Source organism: Janthinobacterium sp. GW460-12-1-14-LB5 (genome assembly GCF_059423585.1).
This window is the reverse complement of sequence record NZ_JBWKYD010000007.1, coordinates 115,463-132,195: the sequence shown is the minus strand read 5'-3', so window position 1 is coordinate 132,195 and position 16,733 is coordinate 115,463. Positions and strand designations below refer to the sequence as shown.

Genomic DNA, 16,733 nt, shown 5'->3' with positions numbered 1-16,733 from the left:
CTATTTCAGCAATGTATGTATCTCACTCATGCAAAATGACAGGCATGCAGCAGTTGTGGCCCGCCCGCGACGCTACTGCATGAAACTGAGCGAAAAACTGAACGGCACCACCATCGCGCAGGGTTGGCCCGCGCATCGGCCTGGCGTATATTTGGTGAGCATAAAGACAGACGCTGCCAGCCTAGTAGCCTCGCTGTCGGGACTTTCCAGCATGGCGACGCTCTGTGGCACGCCATTTTCGTTGATACTGACATTGGCACGCAATATACCGGTAATGCCCCCATACGAAATCAGATGGCGCATGGCGCGAAACACGGGCAGCTGGCCCTTTTCCGGATAGGGCGGCACATCATCATCCTGCAACACGGGGTAATGGCGCTTGATGAGCGTTTGCTGCTCCCCCGTCAACTCGGCATACGATTTTTCCGGCGGTACGACATGACCGCTGCTGACAACCGGCGGAATATTCGAGCCGATGTATCCGTCTTTCTGCTTGATGTCATACAGCCTCGGTGTCGCAAGCTCCCCAGGCTGTTGCGTCAGCTGAAAGCTGCCATGGAAGCGTCCCTTCAGCACTTGTCCGTTCGGGTATAGTATTTCGCCGTCCCCCATAGGATGCCCTTCGTGCCAAGCGCCCCGGTAGATGCCGCCCAACGCAAATATCATGCTGCCGCTGCCTTCCGGACCATTCTGCCAGCCCCCCTCATAGCGGTTGCCATTTCGCGCTGTCACCGTCACGGGACCGGCTGGCGTATCGCGCTCGAATGTGGCGGTCATCTTTGCCTTGTCCGCAAATACGATCAGGCCAGGGCCCTCCAGCATGCCACTCTGATAGTTGCCTTTATGCAAGCTACCATCCGCCCACTGCGCGATGCCTTCGCCCTCCGGCCTCCCCTCGCTCAACACACCTTCATAGCGTTCCGTCGCCTTGCCGTCCTTGCTCCACTGCAATGCACCAGGTCCGCTGGCATAGCCTTCCTTGCAGGCACCACTCCAGTACGCCACGTGCCCGGCAACCCGCGCATGCTCTGCAACGCGGCAATCCGCCTCGCCAGCGTAAGTGATCTCGGCTGCACCAGAACTGGACGCACACAGCAAGACAATCAGGAAAAGAGGTTTTTTCATGTTTTTTTGCAATATATTGAGTTGCAACATGCTAACATGTCTGATCTGATAAGAAATACGTACATTCTCACGTGACCACTGCAGCTGTTGCTGCGGGAATGCCAGAAACCGCTGATGCTGCGCTGGGCAGCCATCACGGGCTATCGGGCAGGCACCCTTGCCCCAAGTTCGAGCTCGTCCCAGTCGTCGTCCAGGCCGGATTGCGCCAGCAGGGAAGCCACATCCGTGGCATGCGCCGGATCAATGTCCTGCTCCGGATGCGGCCACACGAAATCGCATTCCGTGCAAACGATCACCTGCTGGCCCGTCTGGCGGACCGTGGCGTGCACCAGGTCGCCATATCCGTCGCAGGTGGGGCATTGCATGCCATGTGCGCTCATGTCCGGGCCTTACAGTTTCTGTTGCAGGAATTCGAGGAAGCAGCTGATGCGCTGCGCCAGCTGCGTATTGCGGTAGTAGACGGCGTGGATCTGCTGGCGGTAGCCCGTGTAGAATGGCTGCAGCACTTTCACCAGGCGGCCGGCGGCGATGTCGTCACGCGTCATGAAGTCGGACAGGCAGACGATGCCCTGGTCGTGCAGGGCCAGCTGGCGCAGGGTTTCGCCGCTGGAGGCGGCCAGCGCGGGCACGATCTGCAGGCTGTTGCCCGCTGCGTGGCGCAGCGGCCAGTTATTCCCCAGGTCGTACTGGGCAAAGCCCAGCAGCGCATGGCCGGACAGCGCTTCCGGCGTGGCCGGTTCGCCGTGGCGTGCCAGGTAGGCGGGCGTGGCCAGCACGTGCAGCGGGCTGGCAGTCAGGGCGCGCGCATGCAGGGTCGAATCGACCAGCGCGCCGATGCGGATGGCGATATCGGTGCGGTGCTCGAGCAGGTCGGCGATCTGGTCGTTGCTGGTCAGCTCCAGGCGGATGTCCGGGTACATGGCGCGAAATTCGGCCACGTGCGGTACCACGCAGTGGAGCATGAAGGGCGAGGCGGCATCGACGGACAGCCGCCCGGCCGGCTTCTGGCGGCGGATGCGGATCGACTCTTCCACGTCTTCCATCGAGGCGAGGATGGCGCGCGCCTTGTCCAGGAACAGCTGCCCCTCTTCCGTCAGCTCCATGCGCCGCGTGGTGCGCGTCAGCAGCGACGTGGCCAGCTTGTCTTCCAGCCGCGACAGGGCGCGGCTGACGCCCGAGGTGGTTTGTCCCAGGTGCACGGCGGCCGCGCTCAGGGTGCCGCTGTCGATGACGGTGACGAAGATTTTCAGGTCATCCGAATTGATATCCATTGTTGCCTTATTATTGCCGCATTGTTGCGCTATTTTCACATATCGCACCATTATAATGGAACCACGGCAACAGTGACGGCTGCAGGCAACGTCAGGCAACGTAGAACAAAATGGCGATAAAATGGCAGCTGCTGCCGGCCAGCACGAACAAATGCCAGATACCGTGGCCATGGCGCAGCTTGTGGTCGGTGGCGTAGAAAGCGATGCCGCCCGTGTAGCACAGCCCGCCCGCCACCAGCCACAGGAAGCCGTTCCACTCGAGCGCCGCCAGCAGCGGCTTGATGCCGATGACGATGAGCCAGCCCATGGCCACGTAAATCACCAGCGACAGAATGCGCGCGCCTTTTGCGTACACATATTCCTGCACGATGCCAAACAGCGCCAGGCCCCAGACGACGCCGAACAGCGACCAGCCCCACGGCCCGCGCAGGGTCACCAGCATGAAGGGCGTGTAGGTGCCCGCGATGAGCAGGTAGATGGCGCAATGGTCGAGCCGCTGCAGCACGGCCTTGGCCTTGCCGCGCACGCTGTGATACAGGGTGGAAGTGAGGTACAGGGTCAGCAGCATGGCCGCATACACGCTGCAGCTGACGATTTTCCAGGGGTCACCCGTGCGGGCCGCCGCGACGATCAGGATGACGCCGCCGATGGCCGCCAGCGCGGCGCCCACCGTATGGGAAATGCTGTTGAACCGTTCACCGTGGTACATGCTTGACCGCCCGCTGCGTTAAAAACAGGCTCATCCTACACGCTTGGGGAGATCGGGGTGCGCGGTTTGCGCAAGGCAGGCACAGGAAAAGCCGGGGCGCATGCGATTGCCGCCCCGCTTGTTCCTGCTCAAACTATCAGGCAGCTTCCGCCTTCTTGCGCGCGGGACGGCGTGCCGGGGTCTTGCGCGGCGCCTTGGCAGGCTTGTCTTCCGCCACGACGGCCGCTTCCACCGGCGCCGCCTCAATCACAGGCGCCGCTTCCGCCACGGTATCGGCCGCCTTCCTGGCCGGCTTTTTCGCCGCTGCAGTCTTGCGCGCTGGCGTGCGGGGCTTGGCCTTCGGCTTCGCTTCGGCGGCGGCTTCCACGATCACTTCGGCGACTGGCTCAGGCACCGGTTCGGGCGCTGGCGCCACTTCGGCCACCTCGGCACGCGCTTCACGGCCGCCATCGCCATTCTTGCGGCCGCCACGGCCATTGCGGCGCGAACCGCGCTTGGCGTTGCCGTCTTCCGCCACCACCTCGACTGCGGCTTCGGCCACTTCGTGCACCACCTCGGGCTGCGGCGTCGGCGCATACTGCTCGATGACGGTTGTTTCGGCGTCGGCCACCGGCACGAAAGCCTGTGGCGCGGACTCGCCGCGGCGTTGCTCGTTCTGCTTGCGGCCGCCACGGCCATTGCGGCGCGAATCGCGGCGGCTGCCGCCTTCGCGGTGACTGCCCTCTTCCGCCGTCGCGCCGGCTTCGCCGCTGGCGACAGTCTCGCTGGCGGCATCCGAGTTCACGGCAGCAGGCACGGCCACCAGGCCGCTGCTGCGGTAGACATAGGCACCCGATTTTTCATCGCGGCCAAATTCCAGCAAGCCGCGCGCCTGCGCTTCTTCCAGCAGGTTGCCGAAGGTGCGGAAACCGTAGTAGGACTCGCTGAAGTCCGGCTTGCGGCGCTTGATCGCTTCCTTCAGCATCGAAGCCCATATCTTGCCGCTGTCGCCCCGTTCGGATACCAGCGCGTCGAACGTTTCGACGGCCATTTCGATCGCTTCCGTCTTGCGCGACTCGTATTTTTCCTTGCGGCGCACTTCTTCGTCGGCCGAACGCTTAGGCGCAGGCGTGTCGCGCGCGTCGCGCTTGGCGGCCGTGCGGCGGCTTTCGCGCACCAGGTCATCGTAGAAAATGAATTCGTCGCAGTTCGCCACCAGCAGGTCGGAGGTCGACTGCTTGACGCCCACGCCGATCACCTGCTTGGCGTTTTCGCGCAGTTTCGACACCAGCGGCGAGAAATCGGAATCGCCGCTGATGATGACGAAGGTGTTCACGTGGGCCTTGGTGTAGCACAGGTCCAGCGCATCGACGACGAGGCGGATGTCGGCCGAATTCTTGCCGGACTGGCGCACGTGGGGAATTTCGATCAGTTCGAAGTTCGCCTCATGCATGGTGCCCTTGAAACTTTTATAACGGTCCCAGTCGCAATATGCCTTCTTGACAACAATACTGCCCTTGAGCAGCAAGCGTTCGAGGATGGGCTTGATATCGAATTTTTCGTAATTTGCATCTCGCACGCCGAGCGCGACGTTCTCGAAGTCGCAAAACACGGCCATGCTGAGGTTTTCTGGGGATGACGCCATAAGGGTGAATTCTCGCTGATGATAAGGGCGGACGGGAAGCGCAACGCCTCCCTTTTCCCCTAGTATATTCGCCCATCCCCCGTTTCGGCGACAACTATCGTGCGCGGCAGCCTATTGCGCGCCGCCGGCGGCGCCCGCACTGGCGCCGGCGACCGGCCAAACAACGCTTTCATCGACCGAATACAGCTGGCATGGCAGGCTGCTGCGGCGCTGGCACGAAGCGAGCGCACGCACATCGGGGCTTTCGCCCTCTTCCGCCCAGCCCCAGGCGCCGCTGGCCGACAGGGCAAAGGCGCGCGGCGCGGTTTTCTCCAGGAAGACGCGGTAGGCGGCGCGGCCCTGCTCTTCCAGGTACGGCACGGCGGCGATATCGTCCTGCGGCGCGAAATGTGTGGCGGGCGGCGGCGGCGCATCGGCCACGCGATAGACCTGGCGCACCGGCATGCCGATTCTCTGCAGGAAGCGCTCGGTGGCGGGCAGCCACACGGCCACGCCATCGCGGCTGCCCAGGGTCAGGTGGGCGTCGCGCTTGAACGGGCCATAGGCAAGCAATTGCGCCCGGCCGCCGGAACCGGTAAAGGAATTGAACAGCCGCCGCGCCAGCGCCGGCGAAAAATACGCGTCATTCGCGCCATACAGCCACAGGCTGGGAATGTGGTTGTAGGCGCCCAGGGTGGCGAAAGTCTTGGCCAGCGCCCCTTGCCATTCGCAGCCGGGCATGTCGACGCGCAGGCCACCGGAAAAATTGAGCACGCCGCGCACGCCGGGCAGCACCCGGGTGGCCAGCGCCAGCGCCGCCATGCCGCCATACGACTGCCCCGCGACGACGATGCGCTGCGGGTCTACCCAGCTCTGGCGGCGCGCATATGCCAGCGCGGCGAGCATGTCGCGCGCCTGGCCCTGGGCGTTGCCCAGCATGTCGCAGCCGAAATCGCGGTAGGCGCCCGTGGAGCGCGCAAAGCCGGCGCGCATGGGCAGCATCACGGCGTAGCCGCGGCGCACGAACTCGGTCGCCATATAGATGAAGCGCTCGCGCTGCTGCAGCCGGGCCGGGCCGGGCTGCTTGCCGTGATTCATCAGCAGCAGGGGAAACGGGCCGGGGCCGGCGGGCCGGAATACCGTCGTTTCCAGCGCTTCGCGCAAGCCGTCGCCAGCCGGCACCATGAGCACCTGCTCGTTCAGGCGCGCGTCGAGCGGTAGTTGCGCGTAGGCAAGCTCGGCTTTCAGGGGCAGGCAAGGCAGGCAGAGCAAAAAAACCAGCAAAATAGGGCGAAGCAGGTGGAAAATGACGGACTCCGTGAATGACTTCCCTGCCAGTCTAGACAGTGAAGTAGCACAGAACAATATAAAAAAATTACGTGACGCACATATTTTTTACGGCAACTACCTGCGGAAAAAATTGTTGCCCTACACCAACCACCATCAGCCACTTTTCCCGCCGGAAGGAGTAAACTGGATACATTCTGAAGGAGTTGCCATGTCCATATCCGCCCTCACCACCGGTACCTCGGGGCTGACCGCCAACCAGCGCGCGCTGGACGTGGCCGCCAACAATATCGCCAATGCGAATACGCCGGGCTTCCAGCCGCAGCAAGCCAGGTTCCAGGAAGCCAGCCCGGCCGGCACGGGCGTCACCCTCTCCGTGGAAGGGCGCAAGCTGGCCGCCACGGAAAGCGTCAGCGGCGCCAATGCGACCGCGGCCAAGGCGGCCGAAAGCCGGCCGAACGGCGTCGGCCTGGCCTCCGAACTGACCGATAACCTCGTCTACAAGGCCGGTTTCAACCTGTCGGCGAACGTCGTCAAGGCGGCCGACCAGGCCCTGGGCAGCCTGATCGACGTCAAGACTTAAGCACAGTCACTAGCGCTTAGATAGTCTGCTTGTTCATTTCCAGCGTCAAGGGCGCCATCGCCGGCGTGATCAGCGCCAGCAGCCGTTCGGCGGGAATGCCGTCACGCGCCTGCACCGACAGGCCATGCAGCAAGGCCGCATAGTAGTCGCCCAGCGCCTGCACGTCCGCATCCTCTTTTAATTCCCCTGCCAGTTGCGCCGCGCGCAGGCGCTCGATGACGGCTTGCGTGCGCGCGCGGCGGTGCTGCGCCAGCCAGTCGGCGATGCCCGCGTTGTCCGCGCTCGTATTCGTGGCGGCCGTCACCACCATGCAGCCTTGCGGCTGGCCGCTGCGCGTGTACAGCAGCACGGCCTCTTCCAGCATGCGCGCCACCGCGTCGCGCACGTTCAGGCTGGCCGCCAGCGCGTGCACGGCAAACGCGCCTTCTCCCGTTTCATACAGCTCCACGGCTTCGCGGAACAGCTGCTCCTTCGAGCCGAACGCCGCATAGATGCGCGCCGAGGCGATGCCCAGCGCCGCCACCAGGTCGGCCATCGATACGCCTTCATAGCCGCGCGTCCAGAACGCGTCGCGCGCTTTTGCCAGCGCCAGCGCACGGTCGAATTCCCTCGGTCTTCCTGCCATTTTGATCCTCTGCTTACGAACTGGCGGCCAGTATAACGCCTGGCGCCCGCGGCGCGTTCGCCATTTATTTTGCATCACGGGCTTGACCGCGCCAACAATTTCGCCTATTCTTTGTCGATCGACAAACAATAGGAGCCGATATGAAAACCATCCAAGGACCAAGCCTGCACCTGGCACAATTCGCCGCCGACACGGCGCCCTTCAACACCCTGCCCGCCATCGCCGAATGGGCGGCGGGCATGGGCTTCAAGGCCCTGCAGATTCCCGCCTGGGATGCGCGCCTGTTCGACGTGGCACAGGCCGCGCACAGCCAGCAATACTGCGACGACCTGGTTGCCATGCTGGCCAGCCATGGCCTCGTCATCAGCGAACTGACGACGCACATCCTCGGCCAGCTGGTGGCCGTGCACCCGGCCTACGACGCGCTGTGCGACAGCTTCGCCCCGGCACACCTGCACGGCCAGCCGGCGGCGCGCACCGAGTGGGCCATCGAGCAAGTGAAACTGGCGGCCATGGCCTCGAAACGCCTGGGCCTGACCGACATGGGCACGTTCTCCGGCTCATTCGCCTGGCCCTACCTGTTCCCGTTCCCGCAGCGCCCGCCCGGCCTGATCGAGGCGGCCTTCGACGAACTGGCGCGCCGCTGGCTGCCCATCCTCGACGTGTGCGAGGAACAAGGCATCAACCTGTGCTACGAAATCCACCCGAGCGAAGACCTGCATGACGGCATCAGCTTCGAGATGTTCTACGAGCGCGTGGGCCGCCATCCGCGCTGCAAGATGCTGTTCGACCCCAGCCACTTCGTGCTGCAGCAGCTGAACTACCTGGAATTCATCGATATCTACAAGGACCACATCCGCATGTTCCATGTGAAGGATGCGGAATTCAATCCGACGGGACGGCAAGGCATCTACGGCGGCTACCAGTCGTGGGAAAACCGCGCCGGACGTTTCCGCTCGCTGGGTGACGGCCAGGTCGATTTCAAGGCGATCTTCTCGAAGATGGCGCAAAACGACTACGCGGGCTGGGCGACGCTGGAATGGGAATGCTGCCTGAAAGACCAGGAAGTGGGCGCGCGCGAAGGCGTGGCCTTCATCAATGCCCACATCATTCCCGTGACCGACAAGATCTTCGACGACTTCGCCGGCGCCCCCGTCAGCGCGCAGCAGATCAATACCCTGCTCGGCATCACGCACAACTAATCGACTAATTAACTGAATCAATACAAGGACTTGCCATGCATCAGAATGAAGACAGCTACACCCATGACTATGTGCGCATCGACGGCCAGCGCCTGCATTGCGTCATCGCCGGCGAAGGCAAACCCGTGCTGCTGATCCCCGGCTGGCCGCAAACCTGGTATGCGTGGCGCCACGTGATGGCGGCGCTGGCCGCCAGCGGCTACCAGGCCATCGCCATCGATCCGCCCGGCAGCGGACACTCGGAACGTCCGGCCGGCGGCTACGACACGGGCGCCGTTGCCGCCACCCTGCACCGCGCCATGCTGGCCCTGGGCCACGCGCAATACGACGTCGTCGGCCACGACATCGGCATGTGGGTCGGCTATGCGCTGGCCAGCGATTTCCCGCAAGCCGTGACGAAACTGGCGCTGACGGAAGCCGTGATTCCCGGCCTGGCGCCCGCGCCGCCGATTTTCGTCGCGCCGTCCGACAACATCTTCCTGTGGCACTTCATGTTCAACCAGGTGCTGGACTTGCCGGAAATGCTCACGGCGGGCAAGGAGCGCGAATACATCCGCTTCATCCTGGACCGCTGGTCGTACCGCCGCGACAAGGTGGCCGTCGACGTGTATGCGGACGCGTATGCCACGCCAGGCGCCCTGCGCGCTGGCTTCGCCTACTACCGCGCCATTCCGGAAACCATCCGTCAAAATCTGGAACGGGCAAAACGCAGCCTGGCCATGCCCGTGCTGGCCATCGGCGCCGACCATGCGACGAATGACGCTCCCCTGCTGACCATGCAGGGCAAGGCGGGCAATCTAAAAGGCGCCATAGTCGCCGAATGCGGCCACTTCATCATGGAAGAACAGCCGGAAGCGTTCATCGCCCACCTGCTGCCCTTCCTGGCGGGAGACGCGGCATGAGCCTGGATCCGCTGATCGCCGCCTGGCTGGAACAGAGCAGGGATGCGCCGCCGCCCGCCTCGCTGGCGGACCTGCGCGCGGCCACGGAAACGGGCTTGCGCCAGCTGCACGGGCCACTCGAGGATGTCGCCTCGATCAAGGATTACGTGCTGCCGGGCGAGCATGCGCTGACCGTGCGCGCCTACGTGCCGGCCGGCGCGGAGACGGGCCAGCCCCTGCCCGCCATCGTCTTTGCGCATGGCGGCGGATGGTGCCTGTGTTCGCTGGACCTGTACGACAATCCGTGCCGCACGCTGGCCAACGCCACCGGCTGCGTGATCTTTTCCGTCGACTACCGGCTGGCACCCGAGCACAAGTTCCCCGTGCCGCTGAACGACTTTTACCGGGCCTTGTGCTGGGTCGCCGAACATGCGGCGGCGCTGGGCATCGATGCGAAACGGCTGGCCGTGGGCGGCGACAGCGCGGGCGGCAACCTGGCGGCGGCCGCCGCCCTGATGGCGCGCGACCAGGCCGGTCCCGCGCTGGCGCACCAGCTGCTGCTGTACCCGGCGCTCGATTTTGCCTTCGACACGGCTTCGTACCAGCGCTATGCGGAAGGCCATTCGCTGACGCGGGAAGCGATGCGTTTTTGCTGGTCGGCGTACCTGAACGAGCCGTCCGACAGCGCGCAGCCTTACGCGGCGCCCCTGCGGGCGGCCTCGTTGAAGGACTTGCCGCCGGCCACGGTGCTGGTGTGCGAATACGACCCGCTGCATGACGAGGGCGTGGCGTATGCGCGGTATTTGCGCGACGACGGCGTGGCGGCGCAATGCGTGCAGCTCGATGGCATGATCCACGCATCGATCCACATGCTGGGCTTGACGCCAGCGGCGCGCGGTCTGTTCGACGTGGCGGGCAAGGCCATGCGGCAAGCGCTGGCGGCATAAAAAAAACGCGCCGGGGATGGCTCCACGGCGCGTTTTTTCCATCAGCTGCGCGTCATTCCGCCAGCTTGCGCACCTCGATGCCGTTCAGCCACTTCACGTGGCGCGGGCCCGTGCGGATGTCCTTTGCCGAAATGAGGGCGATCTCGCCATCGTTGTCGTCGAGGGCCTTGCCGTTTTTTTCATAGTAGACGATGACGCCCTCGCCGGCCGGCGCGTTATACAGCTCGCCCCAGGAAAACACCACCGCGTAGCCATCCGTGGCCGTGGCGATGATGGCGAGCTTCTTGACGTCATTGTGGCCGGGCGCATCAAGCACCGCCTTGTCGAGGATGTCGCGCAGGCGCACGCCCTTGTAGCTGGTGATGGTTTCGGCCTTGTCGCCATTATGGCGCGTGACGGCGATTTCCCCGCCGTTGGCCGGCGGCAGCTGGCGCAGGTCGGCCACCTTCAGGGTCAACGGCGTTTCCACCATGCCCGTCACGGCGAGCGCATGGCTCATATTGTCGCGCGCAGGCACGGGAGCGGCAGACCACGCGGGCGCCGCGGCCAGCAACGCCGCCGAGGTAAAGCCAGCCAATATTTTCTTCAACATGCTGTGTCCTTTCATGACAGTGACAAATCAGAACTGGTACTGCGCATTGGCCAGCCACGTGCGGCCCGCGCTGGGGAAACCGTCGGCCAGCGCGTAATTGCGGTCGCCCAGGTTGCTCACGCCCGCTTCCAGGCTCAAGGCCGGCAAGGGCCGGTACACGGCCTTCAGGTTCAGCGTCGTAAAACCGCCCAGTTCCAGGGTGTTCGAGACCCAGCGCCCGCTGTTCGCTTCCGCGATGGCCACCACGTCGACCTGGCGCGCCGCGTGCAGCACGGCGTAGGCCGTCAGCTTGTGGCGCGGCACGTCCGTCAGGCGGATGGCGCGGTCGCTGACGTTCTTCATCTCCGTATAGGTGTAATTGCCGCCGAAATCGAGCCAGGCGCAGGCGCGGCCGCGCAAGCCCAGTTCCACGCCGCTGATGTGCGCCCGGCCCGCGTTCTGCATCTGCGCGCGCACGCCGGCCACATTCGCCACGCTCTGGATCTTGTCCTTCACGTCGCTGTAGAACAGCGCCGCTTCCAGGCTGGTGCCCTGCACGCTACCCTGATAGCCCAGCTCGTAATTCATCGCCTGCTCGGCGCGCAAGGCCGGGTTTTCGATGTACGTGCCCAGGCGCTGCGAGTAGCGGTCCTTCAGGGTCGGCAGGCGCGAGTTGCGCGCCACCGTGGCGTACACGCGCGATTCAAGACCGGTCTTGTGGAACAATCCCGCCTGCAGGTCGGTGGCCGATTGATTGTCCGGCAAGGTGTAGGCATTGCCGGCGCTATACACCGTGTCCGGGCGCAGCTCATTGCGCGACACTCCCAGCGACAGTTCCGTCGCGGCGTTCAGGGCGATGCTGTCTTCCGCGCCCAGGGTCCACAGCGCATCCTTGTACCAGGTGTTGCGCACGCCCTTGCCATCGCGTTCCTGGTGCTCGTCGGCCTTGTAGCTGGCCACGACGCGCAGGCTGTGCGCGGCCAGGCGGAACGATTCGAGTTCCACCGCGCCGCCGTTCGTGCGGTCGTTATAGATGCTGCGCCCGCCGCTGACGCTTCCCTGGCCGCTGGTTTTCAGGGTCGTGTAGCTGCCATTCGTGTACGAGGTGATTTCATTGTCGTAGCTGTCGTGGTACAGGCGCAGTTTCAGGCGCTCGGCGTCGCCCAGGCGCGTCTGCGAGACGACATACACGCTTTCCTTGTTCCAGTACGGCCATTGCCAGTAGCGCGCGCCGACGGGATTCGTCGATGGCGGCTGGCCCTTTTCGCCATGCTGCTTGTAGTAGCTCAGTGCATACTCGTCGCCGCCCACGGGCGTGTAGCCGACCTTGAACGACAGCTTGTGGTCTTTGCGATACGCGTTGTTGCGCGTGCCGCCGTCTTCCGTGGCCGTGGGGCGGAAATCCGACGACATGGGGAAACCATCGCTGTCGATGTAGGACACGCCCGCCTGCAGATACCACAGGCCCTGGTTCGTGCCCACGTTGGCCGACACCTGGCGCTCGCTGCCCGAACCGAAACCGACGGACGTGTCTCCCTCAAGGCGCGCCGTCGGTTTGCGCGACACCAGGTTGATGGCGCCGCCCAGGGTATTGGCGCCATACGCGACGGAACTGAAACCCTTGGCCACCTGGATGGCGGCCAGGTCGGCCGTCGTAAAGCGGTTGAAATCGACGTAGCCGTCATACGGCACGTAGACGGGAATGCCGTCGATGTACAGGGGCACCTGGCGCGCATCGAAGCCGCGGATGGCGACGGTTTTCTCATTGCGCGAATTGGTCGACAGCGACACGCCGGACAGCAAATTCAAGGCATCGCCCACGTTGTCGCGGTTAAAGCGGCGCATCTCGGCGCGGCTCACTTGCGTGCCCACCTGCTGTTCCATCTGGCCTCCCTGCTCGCGCTGGCCGATCACCGTCACCGTGCCCAGCACGAACGGCGCCGCCGCATCCACGTCTTCCTTGCCAGCAGCCTGCTGCGCCAGCGCCAGCAGTACGGCGCCTGCCATTACCTGTTTCACCATCGTCATGTTGTTCTCTTCCGTTATATATCAGCTTATATAGCGATATACAAAAAAATACAAAAAAAGCGGCCACTCGTGCGGCGGCCGTCATCCAACGGCGCAATATACAGATGTATATAGCGATGCTCAAGCGGCAAGGCCAAAAGGCCTCGCGCAAGTCAATTTCTCACGCTTTTTTTCATGCACTGCAGCATTTCGCTGTGCGAACGAATGTTTCACAAAACGATTGACACGTCCAATTTGGCTAGGCAAACTGATTTCCAGGGAGTTTGAAAATGAATGCAAATATGACAAATGTTCAGGCCGCAGCGGATCCGGAAATCATCGTCTTCAGCGATGACGAGGAAGGCAAGGACCGCCAGTTCGTCAACGCGCTGGCGCGCGGACTGGAAGTACTGCGCTGCTTTCGTCCCGGCGAAGTCTTCCTGTCGAACGCGGACATGGCCAAGCGCACGGGCATCCCGAAACCGACGATTTCGCGCCTGACCTACACCCTCACAAAACTCGGTTACCTGAATTATTCGGACAGCCTGGGCAAGTACCAGCTGGGCGCCGGCGTGCTGGCCCTCGGCTACCGCATGCTGTCGAACCTCGACGTGCGCAAGATGGCGCGCCCGCTGATGGAGGAACTGGCCGAACATGCGCAGGCCTCCGTGTCGCTGGGCACGCGCGACCGCCTCAGCATGGTGTACGTGGAGACGTGCCGCAGCAGTGCCAACGTCACCCTGCGCCTCGACGTCGGCTCACGCATTCCCCTGATGACGACGGCCATGGGCAAGGCCCTGCTGTGCATCCTGCCGCAGGCCGAGCGCGACTACCTGATGGATCACGCCAGGGTGCACGAGACGGAACGCTGGCCGCGCATCAAGGCCGGCATCGAGCAAGGCTTCAAGGATTACCAGGATCGGGGCTTTTGCATCTCGGCCGGCGAATGGCAGAACGACGTGCACGCGGTGGGTGTGCCCATGCTGGGAGCCGACGGCGAACAGGTGATGGCCTTTAATTGCGGCGGCCCCGCCTTCCTGCTGTCGCGTGAAAAACTCGAGTCCGACCTGGGACCGCGCCTGGTCGCCCTGGTCAAGACAGTGGAAAAAAACCTGGGTCGCGGTTAGACTGCGCGCCCCCTCTTAATTACAGTACTGAGGACCCCGATGATACGCGACGAAGAAACCCTGAACATCCTGCTCGACAGCATCGCCCGTTTCGTGCGCGAAGTACTGGTGCCGAACGAGGCGCTGGTGGCCGAAACAGACACCATCCCGCCCGCCATCGTGGCGCAGATGCGCGAACTGGGCCTGTTCGGCCTGTCCATCCCGGAAGCCTACGGCGGCCTGGAACTGAGCATGGAAGAGGAAGTGCGCGTCGCGTTCGAGATCGCCCGCACCTCGCCCGCCTTCCGCTCGCTGATCGGCACGAACAACGGCATCGGCTCGCAAGGCATCGTGATCGATGGCACGGAAGCGCAAAAACAATACTATCTGCCCAAGCTGGCGGCCGGCGAGATCATCGGCTCGTTCGCCTTGACGGAAGCGGGATCGGGGTCGGATGCGGCCTCGCTGCGCACGACGGCCGTGCGCGACGGCGACTTTTATATCCTCAACGGCAGCAAGCGCTATATCACCAACGCGCCCGAGGCGAGCATCTTTACCGTCATGGCCCGCACGGACCCCGTCAAGCGCGGCGCCTCGGCCATCTCCGCCTTCATCGTGGAAAAAGATACGCCCGGCCTCTCGCTGGGAAAAATCGATAAAAAAATGGGCCAGCAAGGCGCGCATACCTGCGACGTCATCTTCGAGAATTGCCGCGTTCCGGCCGCGAACATCATCGGCGGCAAGGAAGGCGTGGGTTTTAAAACAGCCATGAAGGTGCTCGACAAGGGCCGCCTGCACATCGCCGCCGTCTGCGTGGGCGCCGCCGAGCGCATGCTGGCCGACGCCCTCGCCTATGCGATGGAACGCCAGCAGTTCGGCCAGCCCATCGCCGAGTTCCAGCTGATCCAGGCCATGCTGGCCGACAGCAAGGCCGAGATTTATGCCGCGCGCAGCATGGTGCTCGACGCCGCGCGCCGGCGCGACAACAAGGAAGACATTTCGACGGAAGCGTCGTGCTGCAAGCTGTTCGCTTCCGAAATGTGCGGCAGAGTCGCTGACCGCTCCGTGCAGATCCACGGCGGCGCCGGCTACATCAGCGAATATGCGGCCGAGCGCTTCTACCGCGACGTGCGCCTGTTCCGCATCTACGAAGGCACGACGCAGATCCAGCAGATCGTCATCGCCCGCAACATGATCAAGGCAGCGCAAAAGTGAAGGAGGCCGCGATGGACATTCCCGCCCTGCTGGCCAACTTGCCGGCGCGCCTGTCGGCCATTCCCGCCCACTGGGCGGCGCGCGCGCCGGACGCGCCCGCGCTGCACGAAGGTGGGCGCAGCTGGACCTACGCCCAACTGCAGCACAGTGTGGACAGCGCCGCGCAGCTGCTGCGCCGGCTGGACGTGCGCGCCGGCGACCGCCTGATGGTGGTGGGCGAGAACTGCGCGCTGCAGGTGGCGCTGATTTTTTCTGCCGCCAGCATCGACGCGTGGATCGTCAACGTCAATGCCCGCCTGTCGGCGCGCGAGATCGACACCATCGCCACGCACAGTTCGGCGCGGCGCGTGCTGTTCCTGGCCGGCGCCTCGCCGGAAGCGGCCACGCATGCGGCGCGTCTGGGCGCGGCCAGCGCCACGGTCGACGGCATGGGCGAGCTGCTGGCGGGCGAATTGAACGACGCAGCCATCGCGGAAGACACGGTGCCCGGCAACGAACAGGTGGCCGCGCTGATCTACACGACGGGCACGACGGGGCAGTCAAAAGGCGTGATGCTCACGCACCGCAACCTGCTGTTCATCGCCGCCGTTTCCAGCACCCTGCGCGGCTTGAGCAGCTCCGACCGCGCCTACGGCGTGCTGCCGATTTCGCACGTGTACGGCCTGGCCTCGGTGGCCCTGGGCACCCTGTATGCGGGCGCCGCCTTGTATCTGGTGCCGCGCTTTTCCGTCGACGGCCTGCTCTCGGCCCTGAAGGACGACGGCTTGACCATCGTGCAGGGCGTGCCCGCCATGTATGCCAAGCTGCTGCAAACCCTGGGCGGCCCGGACACGCCGCTGCCCACGCGGCTGCGCTTCGCGTATGCGGGCGGCTCGCCGCTGGCGCCGTCGCTCAAGCGCGACGTGGAAAAGCTGCTGGGCACCGCGCTGCACAATGGCTACGGCATGACGGAAAGTGCCCCCACCATCAGCCAGACGCGCCTGCAAACGCCGCGCCAGGACGATTCCGTCGGCATGCCGATCCCCGGCGTGGAAGTGCGCGTGGTGAGCGTCGATGGCCTTGACGTGGCGCCGGGCGAGCCGGGGGAATTATGGATACGCGGGCCGAACGTCATGGCGGGCTATTACCGCGAACCGGCCATGACGGCGGCCACCATGCGCGACGGCGGCTGGCTCAATACGGGCGACATGGCGCGCCAGGACCCCGACGGCGCCCTGTTCATCGTGGGCCGCACCAAGGAATTGATCATCCGCTCCGGCTTCAATGTGTATCCGCTGGAAGTGGAAACGGCCCTGAACGCCCACCCATCAGTGGTGCAGTCGGCCGTGGTCGGACGCACCCTGGCCGATGGCAACGAGGACGTCATCGCCTATGTGGAGCTGGATCCGCGCCAGCCCGCCAGCGTGGCACAATTGCAGGCCTGGCTGGCGCAGACCCTGTCGCCGTACAAGTGCCCGTCCGCCATCATCGTCATGGAAGCGCTGCCGGCCGCCGCCACCGGCAAGATTTTAAAGGGGCAGCTGCGGCAAATGGCGCAGAATGCACGATAAGTTGACCATGCAGTACCAGACCCGACAATAAAACCAAGCCACATCACCGGA

16 protein-coding genes are annotated in these 16,733 nt (G+C 64.1%); 7 read left to right on the top strand and 9 right to left on the bottom strand.

Translation table 11 applies throughout. The features are described 5' to 3' along the window. Window positions 1-72: 72 nt before the first annotated feature. From AC07X6_RS09200 to AC07X6_RS09175, 6 genes are all read right to left on the bottom strand, one after another. Window positions 73-1,155, bottom strand: a complete 1,083-nt coding sequence (locus AC07X6_RS09200) for a hypothetical protein (protein ID WP_494790755.1) — start codon at window positions 1,153-1,155, stop codon at window positions 73-75. Window positions 1,156-1,265: 110 nt separating this feature from the next. Beyond that, window positions 1,266-1,505 (bottom strand): hypothetical protein, encoded by a 240-nt coding sequence (locus AC07X6_RS09195; RefSeq protein WP_474290663.1) that lies wholly within the window; start codon window positions 1,503-1,505, stop codon window positions 1,266-1,268. A 9-nt stretch (window positions 1,506-1,514) separates the two neighbouring features. Then, on the bottom strand, window positions 1,515-2,396 hold the full coding sequence (locus tag AC07X6_RS09190; RefSeq protein WP_230540836.1) for a LysR family transcriptional regulator: 882 nt from the start codon (window positions 2,394-2,396) through the stop codon (window positions 1,515-1,517). A 91-nt stretch (window positions 2,397-2,487) separates the two neighbouring features. Further along, entirely contained in the window at window positions 2,488-3,105 is a 618-nt protein-coding gene (gene trhA, locus AC07X6_RS09185) for a PAQR family membrane homeostasis protein TrhA (protein WP_070222989.1), read from the bottom strand. 136 nt (window positions 3,106-3,241) lie between these two features. After that, window positions 3,242-4,729 (bottom strand): NYN domain-containing protein, encoded by a 1,488-nt coding sequence (locus tag AC07X6_RS09180; RefSeq protein ID WP_494790754.1) that lies wholly within the window; start codon window positions 4,727-4,729, stop codon window positions 3,242-3,244. Window positions 4,730-4,840: 111 nt separating this feature from the next. Then, a complete protein-coding gene (locus AC07X6_RS09175; RefSeq protein ID WP_494790753.1) occupies window positions 4,841-5,980 on the bottom strand; it encodes a dienelactone hydrolase family protein in 1,140 nt (379 codons plus the stop codon). Window positions 5,981-6,206: 226 nt separating this feature from the next. On the opposite strand from AC07X6_RS09175, the gene AC07X6_RS09170 reads away from it, so the two are divergent. Beyond that, on the top strand, window positions 6,207-6,578 hold the full coding sequence (locus tag AC07X6_RS09170; protein WP_494790752.1) for a flagellar basal body protein: 372 nt from the start codon (window positions 6,207-6,209) through the stop codon (window positions 6,576-6,578). A gap of 16 nt (window positions 6,579-6,594) precedes the next feature. On the opposite strand, the gene AC07X6_RS09165 is transcribed toward AC07X6_RS09170, so the two are convergent. Continuing rightward, entirely contained in the window at window positions 6,595-7,203 is a 609-nt protein-coding gene (locus tag AC07X6_RS09165) for a TetR/AcrR family transcriptional regulator (protein WP_494790751.1), read from the bottom strand. Window positions 7,204-7,343: 140 nt separating this feature from the next. On the opposite strand from AC07X6_RS09165, the gene AC07X6_RS09160 reads away from it, so the two are divergent. The 3 genes from AC07X6_RS09160 to AC07X6_RS09150 are packed head-to-tail and all read left to right on the top strand — an operon-like array spanning window position 7,344 to window position 10,233. Next, window positions 7,344-8,405 carry a sugar phosphate isomerase/epimerase family protein gene (locus AC07X6_RS09160; RefSeq protein WP_099664526.1) on the top strand — a complete coding sequence of 354 codons (1,062 nt, stop codon included), beginning with the start codon at window positions 7,344-7,346 and terminating at the stop codon, window positions 8,403-8,405. Between the two features lie 35 nt (window positions 8,406-8,440). Then, window positions 8,441-9,307, top strand: a complete 867-nt coding sequence (locus tag AC07X6_RS09155) for an alpha/beta fold hydrolase (protein WP_494790750.1) — start codon at window positions 8,441-8,443, stop codon at window positions 9,305-9,307. Next, window positions 9,304-10,233 (top strand): alpha/beta hydrolase, encoded by a 930-nt coding sequence (locus AC07X6_RS09150; protein ID WP_494790749.1) that lies wholly within the window; start codon window positions 9,304-9,306, stop codon window positions 10,231-10,233. The genes AC07X6_RS09155 and AC07X6_RS09150 overlap by 4 nt, the downstream gene beginning before the upstream one ends. Window positions 10,234-10,285: 52 nt before the next feature. Here the strand turns inward: AC07X6_RS09150 and AC07X6_RS09145 are convergent, their stop codons facing one another. Continuing rightward, on the bottom strand, window positions 10,286-10,825 hold the full coding sequence (locus tag AC07X6_RS09145; protein ID WP_494790748.1) for a molybdopterin-dependent oxidoreductase: 540 nt from the start codon (window positions 10,823-10,825) through the stop codon (window positions 10,286-10,288). Window positions 10,826-10,852: 27 nt separating this feature from the next. Beyond that, window positions 10,853-12,832, bottom strand: a complete 1,980-nt coding sequence (locus AC07X6_RS09140) for a TonB-dependent receptor plug domain-containing protein (protein ID WP_494790747.1) — start codon at window positions 12,830-12,832, stop codon at window positions 10,853-10,855. Between the two features lie 281 nt (window positions 12,833-13,113). On the opposite strand from AC07X6_RS09140, the gene AC07X6_RS09135 reads away from it, so the two are divergent. Genes AC07X6_RS09135 through AC07X6_RS09125 form a run of 3 tightly spaced genes read left to right on the top strand, consistent with a single transcriptional unit; the run spans window position 13,114 to window position 16,682 of the window. Next, complete coding sequence (locus AC07X6_RS09135) at window positions 13,114-13,938, top strand: IclR family transcriptional regulator (protein WP_494790746.1); 825 nt, start codon at window positions 13,114-13,116, stop codon at window positions 13,936-13,938. Window positions 13,939-13,977: 39 nt separating this feature from the next. Then, window positions 13,978-15,132, top strand: a complete 1,155-nt coding sequence (locus tag AC07X6_RS09130; RefSeq protein ID WP_034782861.1) for an acyl-CoA dehydrogenase family protein — start codon at window positions 13,978-13,980, stop codon at window positions 15,130-15,132. An 11-nt stretch (window positions 15,133-15,143) separates the two neighbouring features. After that, window positions 15,144-16,682, top strand: a complete 1,539-nt coding sequence (locus AC07X6_RS09125; protein ID WP_494790745.1) for a class I adenylate-forming enzyme family protein — start codon at window positions 15,144-15,146, stop codon at window positions 16,680-16,682. The last annotated feature ends 51 nt before the right edge of the window (window positions 16,683-16,733 follow it).